We start from the raw sequence: 13,957 nt of genomic DNA, 5'->3' as shown, positions 1-13,957 counted from the left end.
CCGTCCAACCGGGCCGCGTGTGGCGGTGGGAGGTCCTGCCCGCGGGCACCGTCCTCACCGCGTTCCTGCGCCTGCGCGTCCCCGCGCCCGCCGACGAGGCCCGCCTGCTCACCCTGCTGCTCCTGGCCTGCGAGGGCCTGCACGGACCGGAGGGCCCCGGCCCGGGCATCCGAGTCGGAGGGCGTACCGGCCGCGGCCACGGCGCCGTCCGCGCCACCCACTGGGCGGTGCGCCGCCACGACCTCACCGACGAGCGCGACTGGTTCGCCTACCACGCCCGCTCCTGGGGCCAGCGCTGGTCGGAGGGCGCCGACGCGCTCGCCGACGCACCCGCCGACCTGGCCACCGCCCTGACCGAGTGCCTGCGCGCACGCGGCCGGGCGGCCACCGCCGCCCACCTGAGCGCACGCGCGGCACGGCCCGACCGCCGTCACCGCGCCGAACTCCACCTGACCCTGGCCGTCGCCGAACGGCCCGATCCCCTCGGGCCGCCTTCGGACGAGCCCCGTCCGGGGCCGCTGATGGTCGGCGACGTCCCCGTTCCCGAACGCCTCGGCGAGGTGGACCGGGCCCACCGCCAGCGCCCCGTCGTCACCGACCCGGACAAGGCCACCGTCCACCTCGCCCCGGTCCTCGGCGACACCGCGCTGTTCGCCCTGTTCAAGAGGATCGGAGGACGCCTGGCCCGGGACGCGGCCGAACACCTGGGGGCCGCCCCCGGCCACTGGCGGGACTGGCACGGCCGCTGGTGGGGCGCCGACGCCGACCGTCGCGGCCGTCCGCGCTCCTCCCGGATCCGGTTGCGCGCCACGCCGGTGGTCACCGGCGGGGCGCCCCTGACCACCACCCGGCTGACCGTGGACCCCCTCTTCGGCGACGCCGTCGACGGCCGCCTGTTCACCACCGACCTGCACTGCGGCGGCAGCGCCGACGTGGTCGTGGACGTGCGCGGACCCGACGACGCCGTCCGCGGCCTGCTCACCCTCCTCGTACGGGAGCTGGCCACGGTGCCCTTCGACGCCCTCGGGGCGGGTACGGGAGGCGGAAACGGCCGCCTGACCGCGACCCGGGCCCACCTGACCACCCATCCGGGGGACGGCGGGCCACCGGAGACGGTGGACCTGATCACCGCGGTGTTCGAGCCCGACAGCGCCGAGGCGGCCACCGCGCGCGGCTGGCTGGCCGCACTGCACGGCGCGCTCACCCGCGACGGTACGAGGAAGGAGTCACGTTGAACCACCGGTCCCCGCGTCCGCACGGCCTGGCCGTCCACCGCCTGGGCGACGGTCAGATCGACGACGTCCTCGCCGACGTCTTCGTCCACGGCACCCGCTGCCGCCTGCTCGACACGGGCACGGGGGACGTCNCCCCAGTGGCTGCTCGCCGAGCTCGGCGACGGCCGCGTCACCGGCGCCTGTCCGGGAGCGCGGTGGCGCCGCTCGGACCAGCCGCCCACCGCCGACCTGTCGGCTCCGCCTCTGGACCCGGGCACCGACCGCTGGAGGGTGCTGGAGGTCCTGGTGTTCGGCCCGCACGCGCAGATCCGGCTCGGTGAGGGCGCCGCCGCCGGCTGGATCAGCGCGGACGCGCCCGGGGACCTCCCGGAGTGGCTGCGTCCGCGCGACCGCTCCTTCCTCCTCCAGGGCTGGAACGGCCCCGCGCACAGCCGCACCCTGGACGGGGAGGCGCCCCTCGCGGTGACCCGGGAACCCTCCGGAACCCGGGCGGTGCTCCCGGTGGCGTGGGCCGACTTCTCGGGCCGCACCCGCCCCGCCCCCGGCGGCGGGACCGCCCTGGAGAGCACGGGCACCTGGCTGACCGTGCGCGAGTACTGGGCCAGCGATCCGGGCACCGGCGCGGTGGGGGTGGCCTTCCACCGCCTCACCGGGATGCGCACCGGCACCAAACCGACCGGGCCGGAGTTCGACGTGGGCACCGGCGACGAGATCGGGGGGAGGGGACACCGATGACGCGGGACCGCACCCCGCGGGAGCACGCCCCCGCGCGCCGGGCCGCCGCCACCGCTCCCTACGGGCTNNCGGGCTGGTACGGCTCGCCGACGCCCCCATGCCCGCCTCCGACCTGCACCACGGCCACTCCACCGACGACCTGCTGCGCAGCCACGACCGCACGGTGGAGGGCACCCGTTCGGGGTGGATCGACCTGACCCTGACCACGCTCACCCCCACCTTCGTCGGGCAGACCCTCGAACGCGGACGGGTGGGCTCCTCCATCCGTTTCCCCCACGGTGACCGCCACCTGCCCGCCATCCCCGGTTCGACCCTGCGCGGTCTGGTCCGCAACACCGTGCGCATGCTCACCAGCGGCGAGACCGGACCGGTCAACACGCCTATGCTGTTCTTCCGCGCGCCCGTGCGCATCGACCCCGACAGCGCCGAGAGCGCCCTGTCCACCCGTGCCCGGAGGGTCATGGCCCACCAGCACTCCCACTACCGCAGGCGCCGGGCCGGGCTGCGCACCAGACAGGGGTTCCTGTTCCACTCGCCGCGCGACGGGCGCTGGTACGTGGTCGAGGTACCCGCCACCGCCTTGTCGGGTGAACCGGGCCAGGCGCTCAAGGTGTCCTTCGCGGTCCTGCGAGAGAGCCTGCGCACCTGGGACTTCGGGGTCGACCACTTTCCCGATCCGCCCCGGAGCAACACCTACGTTCCCACCACACACGAACAGCACGGGCACCTCCAGTACCGGTGGGTGTACGCCGTCCACCTGCCCGGGGAGCGGGCCGTGGCCGCGGTCGCGCCCACCGAGCGGGAGGCCCGGGCCTGGCTGGACTCCCACGGCGCGCCCGGCCTGGGCGGGGGAGGGATGGTGCGGTCCCTGGTGGTCCTGACCGGGGTCGCCGCGGGCGGGCGCCGCAACGCCTACCTCTTCCCCCGGCCCCACGACCTGGGCGGGAGTCTGCGCGTCCCGGACGCCATGGTCGAGCTGTTCGAGTCGGCCGAACAGGTCACCGGCTACCAGCGCGCGGCCTTCCCCGACACCCTCGGCACCGGCCCGGCCGATCCCGGGCGTGANGTCGCCGGGGCCAGCGGCGGAGGCCTGCCCCGCCGCGGCCTCGAACCGGTCTGGTTCGACCTCGACCCCTCCGGTGAGGTCGTCTCCTTCGGCCGCTCCGGCGGCTACCGCATCGCCGTCAGCGACGACAACCCGATCCGCCGCGCCCTGCCCGCACCCGTCCTGGGACCCCAGCACGGGGACCCCGACCGGGAGGCGCGGGCGGGCCGCACCGTGGACGTGTGCCGCGCCCTGTTCGGCGACACCGACACCTTCGAGGGCGAGGCGAGGGCGTCCAAGGGGCGGGTGTCCTTCGGCGGCGCGCTGAGCACCGACCCCGACCCCGACTACCCCGACGGCGCGGCCCTGCGCGTCCAGCTCCTCTCACCCCAGCGCGGCTGCTTCGCCAACTACCTGGTCCAGGGACCCGACCCCGGGGACCGGTCCGACATCATCACGTGGTCGCACGAGGGCCGGGTGCGCCTGAGCGGGTACAAGACGTACCTGCACCGGCACCGAGCCGACCTGGGAAGCCCCGTCCGCTACGACGCGCGGGCCCAGGAGGAACTGGGGCTGACGGTGCTGCCACCGGGCATGGGCGCCGAACCGCCCCGCGACACCCAGCGCGACATCGTCCCCCTCCGCGATGGCCTCACCTTCCGCTCCCGCATCACCTTCACCAACCTCACCGACGGCGAACTCGGTGCGCTGCTGCGAGCCCTGCTGCTGGACAACCCCGTGGACGGGGGAGACCCCGCCGATCCCGAACACGCCCACAAGATCGGCATGGGCAAGTCGCTGGGAATGGGCAGCGTCCACCTGCGTCCGGAGCTGTACCTGGTGGACCGGCGCGCCCGTGCGCTGTCCCTGGACCCCGGTGCCGGGGTCACACGGGCCGGGGACGACCGGGTCCGGGGGTTCCTGGACGCGTTCGGCACCGCCCTGGCGGGTAGACGCCTGCCGGGCCGCCCCACCCCGGAACGGTGGCGGGAGGTCGACCAGGCGGTGGACGTGTGCCTGGCCAGCCGGTGGCGCGGCCGCCTGCCCTGGGAGGCGACCGCGGTCATGTCCCTGCGCGAGTTCGCCGAGTACCCGGTGCTGCCCCCGTTGACCTCCCGGTTCCGCGACGCCGGAGGGCTCCGGGGAGGGTGACCGGGGCCGCCCCCGGCGGGTCACCGCTCCGGAGGGAGCGCCCGGCGGCCGTCGATGGTCTCGGCCAGCGCCTCCAGCAGGTCCGCGCGCAGGTCGGGGTCCTCCTGGGCACGCGCCCACAGTGCGGGGACGGGCTCGCCCCCGTCCAGCAGCGCGCACAGCAGGGTGTCGAGCGCGCCCTGGGGATCGGCGTCGAAGTCGGCCCGCGAGTCCTGGGCCCGGGCCGCCAGCTCCACGGCGGTCCGCTCCAGCCAGGCGCGCTCCCGCGAGCCCAGTACCTCGCGCCGCTCGGAGGGGTCCCGTTCGGCTTCGGCTTCGGGGACGGGGGAGTCGGGAACCGGGGCGTAGGGGGCGCTGCGCGCGCGTCCGCGCGCCTGCTGCACCAACCGGAAGTGGGCTGGCATGCTCACCGCCATCCGGCCCAGGACGCCGGTGAGCCTGCGGGCGACGTCCTCGCCGTCCATGCCGGGCAGCAGTCGGCGCAGCAGGAGACGGCGCCGCTGGTCGGGGGTGCGGCCGGGGTCGGCGTCGCGGCCGGCGGCCAGTTCGGCCAGCTTGCGCAGCAGGTAGTCGCCGGTGGCGGTGGAGACCATGGGCGGTTCCTTGACCGCGGTCAGGGCGCGTCCGCGCAGGTCGGCGACGGGTACGGCGCTGCCGTCCTCGGTGAAGGAGACCGTCTCGCCCGGGTGGATGTCCTCGGGCAGGTCGGCGGCGGGGTTGCCCCAGCCGGCGGTGAGCACCAGCATGGCCAGCGCCTCCTGGTCGACCACGTCCGTGGCGACCCTGGCCACGTCGCGGCGCTGCGCCCAGCGGCGCGGCCGCTCGGAGAACGCGCAGCGCACCTGGCCGTTGGCGGCGGTCTGCGGGTAGACGCGGCGCAGGTTCTTGTAGGAACGGTCCCGGCGCACGTCGTCCAGGGCGTCGCGCAACCGGTGCGCGGCGGTGCGGTCCACGGCGGTGCCGTCGGGCACGGCGCGGCGCATGCGCACGGCGATCACGCTCTCGGGATCGCCTTCGTGCACCGGGCACGGGCAGTGCTCGGCGCACAGGTCGACGTAGTCGCAGAACTGTTCGGAGTGACCCGAGCAGCCCTGCGCGGTTCCGTCCGCGGAGCAGGGCCCGCACCCCAGGACGCGCGTGAAGACGCGCAGGAAGGCGGTCGAGCCGAACAACTCCCAGGCGGAGCAGTGGTGCGTGCTCACGAACTCTTCTCCCCGGTGGTCCGGGGCCGGGACGCTTCCCCAGCCCTCCGGGAAAGCGCGTGTGCGAGAGACGTGAGACCTCAGGTGACACCCCCGCGTCAACGGGAGGTCGTTTCTCACAATAGGTTCACTGTGGTGGAAATGTCAATTCTCGGACAAGCAAATCACATAAAGCCATAAAGATGGCCTGAAAATGGACATCCGTAACAAGGGCATCAGCCTTTTCGGGTTTTCCGGTGCGGCATGTCTCCCCGAGGGGCGCTGGCTGTGTCCGAGAGACTGCGGTGAGGGTCACGGCGAGGCCGGACCCGGTGGTCAGCCCGGCCCACGGGAGAGGCGAGAGGAACGGAGGTCGCCGGATGCGGGTGGTCAACCTGACGCCGCATGTGGTGACAGTCGTGGACGAGAGGTCGCGTGTCATCCGGCGCTGGCCCAAGTCGACCCGACCGGCCCGGGTGGAGGCCGTTCGCGTTCCGGTGGGACTGGAGGTCGCCGGGGTTCCGCTGGTGGCCGAACGGCGCACCCGGGCCAACCTCCCCGAACCGCAGGAGGGGGTGTGGTTCATCGTCTCCTCCGTGGTCGTCTCCGCCCACCCCGAACGCCGGGACCTGCTCGTTCCCTCCGACCTCGTGCGCGACGGCAGGGGAGTGGTGACCGCCTGCCGCTCCTTCGCGGTCAGGGACTCCCTGGCCCGGGGCATCGCTCGCGCGCAGGGCGCCGAGACCGTGGCCGAGGGGGAGGCGGTGAGCGCCTAGGCCGTGTTCTTTGGACCGTTCCGTGCCCACGGCCCACGGACCGCCTCCCGCCGCGCCGGTGACGACCGCACGGCCAACCGGGCCGCGCCGCGCGCGGGGTGTCGGCTGCGCCGACAGGGACGAAAGCATCCAGAACAACACCCCCCAGGGCTGACCTGATCCGTTGCCGGTGTGACACGAGAGACCTGTGAAGTGGGCCGGTGCCCCATTCCGGTTACCGCACCAGGGCTGTTCGTGAACGGAGGCCCCGGCCCCGGCGGAGTGCCCCGAACTCTGGAGGAACGGCGCGCCGCGGCAGTAGCGTTGTCGCCACCGCCCCTCCTCCGGAAAAGGACACCGTGGACAGTCCCCGCGCCGCCGTCGTGCTCGTCGGACAGAACCCCACCCCCGCGCTGCTGTCCTCGCTCACCCTCCCCGCCGACCACCTGGCCCTGGTGGCCAGCGACGGGACCCGGCCGCTGGCGCTGCGCGTCGCCGCCGCGGTGGAGCGACTGGCCGCCCCCGAATCGGTGCGGGTGGTGAGCGTGGGACCCGACCCGCACGACTTCGGCCCGGTCACCGACACCCTGGCCGCCCTGCACCGAGCCAACGGCGGCGAACCCTGGTTCCTGGACTACACGGGCGGAACCAAGGTGATGAGCGTGGCCGCGGCACTGCTGCACGAACGCGCCCTGCCCCCGGACCGCCACCCCCACGCCCTCCGCTGGCGCCACTACCTGGACGCCGTCCACGACCGCCTGCGCACCGCCGACGGCTCCGATCCGGGACTCGCCCTGAACATCGACGGCGTCGACCTGCGCACCCTCGCCGGGATCCACGGCGCCCACTGGCTGGAGGACCGCGACCCCGAACCCGTCCGCCTCTTCGTCCAGGGAGGACAGCAGGCCCTCCACGCCCGCTTCCCCGACCTGTCACCGGCCGTACGGCGCGGCGTCGTCGCCGAGGGGCGCGTCCTGTCCCACCTGCTGCGCCACACGCGCCGCCAACCCGACACCGAGGTCGTCGGAGCCCGTCAGGTCGCCGACCCGCGCCATCCCGACGGCTCCATCGCCGACTTCGACGCCGTCGTGCGCCACCGCCACCGCGTGCTGTGCGTGGAGGCCAAGACCCGCCCCGACGACGTCGTCGCCCGTGCGGGATGGACCGTCGCCAAGGCGCGCCGCGTGTTCGGCGCGGCCGTCCAGGTCCTGTTCGTCTACTCCGGCCCCGCCGTCCCCGGGCTGCGCGAACGCGTCACCGCCTACAATCCCGCGCTGACCGCGCGCAACGTGCACGTGTGGAACCTCAACGACCTGCTGTCCCGGCTGACGTCCTTCGAGGACATCCGCGGGGCCTTCTTCCCCGGGCTGACCGCCCAGCGCCCGGTCGCCGCGGACCCCGTTCCCCGCGCCGCCGACCCACACCCCGACGAACCCCCGCCGCCCGCGCGCCACCCCGAGCCTGACGACGCTCCCGTCCTGGTCACCTCCCTGGGCGGGAGCCGCCTGGGCACCCTCACGGCCGTGCACGCCCACCGCCCCGCCCGCACCCTGGTCCTGCCCTCCCGGCAGAGCGTGCGCGACCGCATGCGCGAGTCCGCCGCCCGTACCCTGCACGCCGCCGAGCACCCCGGTTCCCCGCCCGCCGACGCCGCCCTCCTCAAGGAAGCCGGGTACCGCGACCGCGTCCGCTTCACCCCCGACCCCGTGGACGGCTCCGACGCCGACGCGGTCGCCTCCGTCGCCCACGACTGGATCGTCCGCGAACAGGACGCCGACCCGCCGCCCCCGGTCATCGCCGACATCACGACCGGAACCAAGGCGATGAGCCTGGGTCTGGCCCTGGCCGCCCGTCGGACGGGCGCCTGCGCCACCTACCAGCTGGCGCGCAGGCGGACCGTGGTCTGCCTGACCCACGGCGTACTGCCCCTGCGGGGCCGCGCCAGCGTGGACTGGCCGCTGGTCCTGCCCGGGTACGCGCCGCTGCGCGGACCCCTGACGGGAAGCGTGTGTCGACCGGCCCGCTCCCAGGTGGACACCGGCCTGCTCGACGCCGCCCGCGCCGCCCTCACCCGCGCGGCCAGCGGCCCGGTCGGGGTGTGGATGGACGCCTCCCTCACCGATCCCGAGGAGTGCCTGACCGCCCAGGAACGGCCCAGCCTGGTCCTCACCTTCGACGACCGTGCGGTGGGTCTGACCGCGCCCGGGTGGCTCAGGCGCCGCGTTCCGGGCGGGGAGGCTCGCGAGGTGGGCCGGGGCGCGTGGGCGCAGAGCGTGTTCGCCGCCACCGTGCACCTCAACACGCGGTGCGACGTGGCGGGGACGGTGGTCGCCCTGACCCGGCCGGGCGGGGACGTCAGCCGCGCGGTCGAACTGGTGGACTGGATCGCCCACGCCGAGCCCTCCCGGCGGGAGGAACCCGAACGCCTCGCCTTCGGTGACCCCCTGCGCCCCGTGGTGGTGGTCGCCTCCCCCGGCGCCCTGCCAGAGCTGTTCGACACCGACGTCAGCCAGCTCTAGCCGGTCCGACGCCGCCGGTGCGGCGCATCACCGCCCACGACGGGTCCACTCACGACAAGACCGACTTTTTGCCTGTTCACAGGCTCGCGCCACGATCCCCGGGGCACCTTTGCGGTGAGGATGGGAGGGGCAGGCAAGCGTCGTGGGAACGGAGCCAGCGGTGCGACACGGAGTGCGCGCCACCGGATTCGGTGGGCTCATGGCGGTGGCGCTGGCCGCGGGCTGCTCACCCGCGGACGGTCCCTTCCACGGCCAGGAGGTCTCCTGGAGTCCCTGCCACGACGAGGAGGAGATCACGGCCGACCGGGAGGCCGACCGCGCGTGGCTGGAGGACCTGGAGTGCGGCACGGTCACCGTCCCTCTGGACCACGACGCACCCGGCGGCGGGACCCTCGACATCGCCCTGGTCCGCGCGCCCGCCAGCGGCCCGCCGGAGGAACACCGGGGCTCCCTGGTCGTCAACCCGGGCGGACCCGGCGCCTCGGGCGTGCGGGCCCTGGCCTCACCCCTGTTCGGAGACGACGTCCGCGCCGCCTTCGACCTGGTCTCCTTCGACCCGCGCGGGGTCGGCCGGAGCGGGGGCTTCGCCTGCGGTGACCGGTACGCCCTGTTCGACGCCCAACGGAGCGTGGCCGGGACCGACCCCGGCGACCTGGACGCAGCCCGGCTCCAGCCCCTGGCGGACGCGGCCCGCGCGTACGCCCGCGCGTGCGAGGAGCGGGTGGGGAGGGAGTTCCTGGCCCACATCGGTACCGTCAACGTCGCCCGTGACCTCGACATCGTCCGCGACGCCCTGGGGGAGGAGCGGCTGAACTTCGTCGGCTACTCCTACGGCGCGCGGATCGGCGCCCTGTACGCCCACATGTATCCCGAGCACACCCGGACACTGGTGATGGACGGCGCCGTGGCGACCGGAACGTCCAACGCGGAGGCCGCCGTCGACCAGGTCGCCGCGTTCCAGCACGCCTGGGAGACGTTCCTGGCCGACTGCGTCGCCGAGGTCGACGCGTGTCCCTTCGCGGGGGCGGACCGCGGCAGGGGTTCCGGGGGCTCGGGGCCCGCCAGCGAGGCCGACGTCCGGATGGCCGAACTCCTGGAGCGGCTCGACCGGAACCCGGAGCGGGCCGAGGGGATCCCGGTGGACGGCCGGACGCTGCTCACCATGGTCGACATGGCGCTGTACCGGGAGACCAGCTGGGACCACCTCGCCGACGCGCTCACCGCGCTCGCCGAGGACGACGCCCAAGGGACCGAGCGCCATCTCGGACGGCTGTACGACGACACGTTCGGCCGGTACGCGGCGGAGGCGGAGGCCGCCGGGGCCGAGCCCGGGACGGGGCATCAGGACCCGGGCGCCGCGTTCACGGCCGTCAGGTGCGCCGACCGCACCGACCCGGAGGACGTGGTGGCCTACCGCGACGCCGCCGACGAGGCCGCCGACGTCTCCCCGCTATTCGGCCCCGGCCCGGTGTGGGACCAGCTGCCGTGCGCCTACTGGCCCGAGACCGAGGAGGCGCCCGCCGACGTCACCGCTCCTGACGCGCCCCCGATCGTGGTCGTGGGCACCGTCGGCGACCCCGCGGTCCCCTACCCCTGGGCCAGGGAGGCGGCCGAGCGCCTGGAGACCGCCACCCTGGTCACCTACGAGGGCGGCGGGCACACCGTCTACGGCTGGGGCAGGAGCCCGTGCGTGGACGACGCGGTGGACGCCTACCTGCTCACCGGAGCGGTTCCGCCCGCGGGACTGTCGTGTCCGCCGAGCACGTAGCCCGCCGGGACCCTGACACGGGCCGACGGCTCCGGGTGAGCGGCGACCACGGGTGGCGAGGGACCGGAGAACCGGTGTGCTCGCCTCGGGGCGGACCGGGGCGGCCGCGCATGGGCCCACGGAGCACGGGGACGGTGACCGTGGCCGGACCGCCCGGACGCATCGGACTGACGCCCCCGGAAGGGAACCCCGTGGACGCCCGGACCGCCCCGAGACGCCGGAGCCCCCGGCCGGACACACCGTCCGACCGGGGGCTCCCCAGCGTTCCCCGCGGTCCTACAGCTTGGAGGCCGCCGCCTCGTCCACCCAGAACACGGTCCGCTCCGCGCCGCGCGCACCGGCCACGGGGGCCTCGTCCACGCTGCCCCCGGCCAGTCCCAGACGCACGGCCTCGGCCTTGCCCTCACCCGAGGCCAGCACCCACACCTGGCGCGCCGCTCGGATCGACGGCAGGGTCAGCGTGATCCGCTGGGGCGGGGGCTTGGGCGAGTCGTGCACCGCGGCCACCGACGCCTCGTCCTCGCGCACCCCGGGCAGTCCCGGGAACAGCGAGGCCACGTGCGCGTCCGGGCCCACGCCCAACAGGCACACGTCGAATTCGGGCACCGGCCCCCGCGCTCGTGCGGCCACCGCCAGCTCCCGGCCGTACCGGGTGGCGGCGTGCCCGACGTGGTCGCCGTCCAACCCGTTGGAGGCGGGCATCGGGTGCACGTTGTCGGACGGGATCGCGACCGCGTCGATCAGCGCCTCGCACGCCTGGGTCTCGTTGCGCTCGGGGTCCCGTTCCGGCAGGAACCGCTCGTCACCCCACCACAGGTGCACGTGGGACCAGCTGATCCCGGCCTCCTTGGCGTGGTCGCGCACAGCCTCCAGGGAGCGGATCCCGATCCCGCCGCCGGTCAGCACCAGGTGGAAGTCGCGCCTGTCCGACTCGGCCTGGACGATCATGTTCACCAGCTTCAGCGCGACGCTGTCGGCCAGCGCCCCCGCGTCGGCGTGGCGGAGGATCTCCGGTTCGCTCATCCTCATGCTCCGCTTCCCGAGAGCAGCGGCCCCAGATGCCGGGCCGCGCTCTCGTAGATCTCGTCGGGGTCCAGACGGCGCAGCTCCTCGGCCAGGGCCCCGGAGGCGGAGCGCCGTGGCAGCGCCACCGTCTGGTCGGGCTGTCCGAACCTCGACAGCGTGGCCACCCGACCGTCCACCCGGGAGATCACGATGTCCCCCTGGTCGGTGGTCAGACGGGCCTCGGTCAGGCCGGGACCGTGCGAGGTCTCACGCGTCACCGGCACGTCCAACCGGTCCGACATCCACGCCGCCAGCAGTTCGGCGCTCGGGTAGTGCGACTCGGCCGTCACGCTGGCCGAGGTCACCCATCCGCAGGGCTGGTCCATGGCGCTGGCCAGCAGCGAGCGCCACGGTGTCAGCCGGGTCCAGGTCAGGTCCGTGTCACCCGGGCGGTAGTGGGCCATCCGCTCCACGAGGTCGCGCACCGGGTCCGGTGCGCGCAGCGCGTCGGTGATCCGCCGCTGGGCCAGGCGGCCGATCGGGTCGTCGGCCGGGTTGACCGGGCCCACGCCCGGCCACCACACCACCACCGGCGCGTCGGGCACCAGCAGCGGGGTGACCACCGAGTCGGCGTGCTCGCCGAGCGGTCCGTACAACCGCAGCAGGACCGCCTCGCCGGGACCCGAGGTGCCCGGTCGGCGGATCTCGGCGTCGATGGCCGGTTCGGCATCCGGGTCGCGCCGGATCAGCGCGACCACGCGCGAGGGGTGCTCGCGGCCCGCCTCGGTGGCGGCGCGCACGGCGTCGTAGTGGTCGGCCTCGTCGGTGACGATGACCAGGGTCAGCACCATGTTCATCGCACCGCCGCCGACACTGAGCCGCTCGGCCATGAGCGCCTCGGTGATCTGCGAGGTCGTGGTGCGCGGCAGGTAGAGCGTCATCGGTTCCTCCCGGCGTGGTCGTGTCTGGTCACGGGCGCCGCCACTGGCGACCGTCCCTGGCGAGCAGCCTCTCGCCCGACTGCGGGCCCCAGGTGCCCGAGCCGTACTGCTCGGGCTGGCCCTCCTTCGCCCAGTACTCCTCGACCGGGTCCAGGATCCGCCAGGACAGTTCGACCTCCTCCTGGCGCGGGAACAGCGGCGGGTCGCCGATGAGCACGTCCAGGATGAGCCGCTCGTAGGCTTCGGGACTGGCCTCGGTGAAGGACTGCCCGTAGGCGAAGTCCATACTCACGTCGCGGACCTCCATGCTGGCCCCCGGCACCTTGGAGCCGAAGCGCAGGGTCACGCCCTCGTCCGGCTGGATGCGCAGTACCAGGGCGTTCTGCCCCAGCTCGCTGACGTCGGAGCGGGGGAAGAGCTGCTGGGGAGCGCCCTGGAACACCAGCGCCACCTCCGTCACCCGGCGGCCCAGCCGCTTGCCGGTGCGCAGGTAGAAGGGCACGCCCGCCCAGCGCCGGGTGCCCACCGACAGTTTCAGCGCCGCGTAGGTCTCGGTCACCGAGTCGGAGGGGATGCCCTCCTCCTCCAGGTAGCCGCGCACAGCGTCGCCGCCCTGCCAGCCCGCCGCGTACTGTCCGCGCGCGGTGCCCGTGCCCAGGTCCTCGGGCAGCGACACCGACGCCAGGACCTTCTCCTTCTCGGCGCGGAGCGCGTCCGCGCTGTAGGAGATGGGTTCCTCCATCGCCACGAGGGCCAGCAGCTGGAGGAGGTGGTTCTGGATGACGTCGCGTGCCGCGCCGATGCCGTCGTAGTAGCCCGCGCGCCCGCCCACGCCGATGTCCTCGGCCATGGTGATCTGCACGTGGTCCACGTAGCTGCGGTTCCACAGGGGCTCGAAGAGGGTGTTGGCGAAGCGCAGGGCCAGGATGTTCTGGACGGTCTCCTTGCCCAGGTAGTGGTCGATGCGGAACACCGACGACGGCGGGAACACGTCGTCCACCACCGCGTTGAGTTCCCGGGCGCTCTCCAGGTCGTGGCCGAAGGGTTTCTCGATCACCACCCGCCGCCACGGCCGCACCCCGGCCCGGGCGGTCTCCTCCTCGCCGGGCTCGGCCAGGCCGCACCGCTTGAGCTGGGTGACCACGGTCGGGAACAGCTTGGGCGGCAGGGACAGGTAGAACGCGTAGTTGCCGCCGGTACCGCGTGCGGAGTCCAGCTCGCGTACGCAGTGGGCCAGGCGGTCGAAGGCGTCGTCGTCGTTCAGCTCACCCTGGACGAACCGGACCCCCTCGCTCAGCTGGCGCCACACGTCCTCGCGGAACGGGGTGCGCGCGTGCTCGCGCACCGCATGGTAGGCCTCGGCGGCGAAGTCCTGGTCCTCCCAGTCGCGGCGGGCGAAACCCACCAGGCCGAAGCCCGGCGGCAGCAGTCCCCGGTTGGCGAGGTCGTAGATGGCGGGCAGGAGCTTCTTGCGGGCCAGGTCGCCCGTGACGCCGAACAGCACCAGCACGCTGGGTCCGGCGATGCGGGGCAGTCTGCGGTCCAGGGCGTTGCGGAGCGGGTTGGGTACCGCTCCCGGCATCACCGGTTCTTTCACGGATCCCGTCTTCCTGTCGAGAGT

The 13,957-nt window shown here is 74.3% G+C and carries 9 protein-coding genes and 1 pseudogene; 6 read left to right on the top strand and 4 right to left on the bottom strand.

The window, feature by feature from the left end; translation table 11 throughout:
• The 3 genes and pseudogenes from D455_RS31400 to D455_RS31390 all read left to right on the top strand — a co-directional run.
• Positions 1-1,235 (top strand): hypothetical protein (locus D455_RS31400; protein WP_040685065.1); only part of this gene is annotated, 1,235 nt, incomplete at its 5' end.
• Positions 1,232-1,970: pseudogene (locus D455_RS31395) on the top strand (hypothetical protein). The gene D455_RS31400 and the pseudogene D455_RS31395, both read left to right, overlap by 4 nt.
• 97 nt (positions 1,971-2,067) lie before the next feature.
• Positions 2,068-4,167 (top strand): TIGR03986 family type III CRISPR-associated RAMP protein, encoded by a 2,100-nt coding sequence (locus D455_RS31390; RefSeq protein WP_017572996.1) that lies wholly within the window; start codon positions 2,068-2,070, stop codon positions 4,165-4,167.
• Between the two features lie 20 nt (positions 4,168-4,187).
• On the opposite strand, the gene D455_RS0122770 is transcribed toward D455_RS31390, so the two are convergent.
• Complete coding sequence (locus D455_RS0122770) at positions 4,188-5,369, bottom strand: hypothetical protein (protein WP_017572995.1); 1,182 nt, start codon at positions 5,367-5,369, stop codon at positions 4,188-4,190.
• Positions 5,370-5,728: 359 nt separating this feature from the next.
• Between D455_RS0122770 and D455_RS0122765 the strand changes: the two genes are divergently transcribed.
• The 3 genes from D455_RS0122765 to D455_RS0122755 all read left to right on the top strand — a co-directional run bounded on the left by D455_RS0122765 (position 5,729) and on the right by D455_RS0122755 (position 10,390).
• The gene (locus D455_RS0122765) at positions 5,729-6,124 is read left to right on the top strand and encodes a hypothetical protein (RefSeq protein WP_017572994.1); all 396 of its coding nucleotides are present in this window, start codon (positions 5,729-5,731) and stop codon (positions 6,122-6,124) included.
• A gap of 338 nt (positions 6,125-6,462) precedes the next feature.
• Positions 6,463-8,622, top strand: a complete 2,160-nt coding sequence (locus tag D455_RS34280; protein WP_017572993.1) for a CRISPR-associated protein — start codon at positions 6,463-6,465, stop codon at positions 8,620-8,622.
• A 199-nt stretch (positions 8,623-8,821) separates the two neighbouring features.
• Positions 8,822-10,390 carry an alpha/beta hydrolase gene (locus D455_RS0122755; RefSeq protein WP_017572992.1) on the top strand — a complete coding sequence of 523 codons (1,569 nt, stop codon included), beginning with the start codon at positions 8,822-8,824 and terminating at the stop codon, positions 10,388-10,390.
• A 276-nt stretch (positions 10,391-10,666) separates the two neighbouring features.
• Here D455_RS0122755 and pgl read toward each other — a convergent pair whose 3' ends face one another.
• From pgl to zwf, 3 genes are read right to left on the bottom strand one after another with little or no spacing between them, the layout of a single operon-like run.
• Positions 10,667-11,413, bottom strand: coding sequence for a 6-phosphogluconolactonase (gene pgl / locus D455_RS0122750; RefSeq protein ID WP_017572991.1), 747 nt, complete (start codon positions 11,411-11,413; stop codon positions 10,667-10,669).
• Positions 11,414-11,415: 2 nt separating this feature from the next.
• Positions 11,416-12,336: a glucose-6-phosphate dehydrogenase assembly protein OpcA gene (locus tag D455_RS0122745; protein WP_017572990.1), complete on the bottom strand. Its 921-nt coding sequence runs from the start codon at positions 12,334-12,336 to the stop codon at positions 11,416-11,418.
• A gap of 28 nt (positions 12,337-12,364) precedes the next feature.
• Positions 12,365-13,918, bottom strand: a complete 1,554-nt coding sequence (zwf, locus tag D455_RS0122740) for a glucose-6-phosphate dehydrogenase (protein ID WP_017572989.1) — start codon at positions 13,916-13,918, stop codon at positions 12,365-12,367.
• Positions 13,919-13,957: the final 39 nt, after the last annotated feature.

The sequence above is a fragment of the Nocardiopsis halotolerans DSM 44410 genome (assembly GCF_000341065.1).
GTDB lineage: Bacteria > Actinomycetota > Actinomycetes > Streptosporangiales > Streptosporangiaceae > Nocardiopsis > Nocardiopsis halotolerans.
Note: the sequence above shows the minus strand (reverse complement) of the source record. Positions and strands in the feature narration are given on the sequence as shown.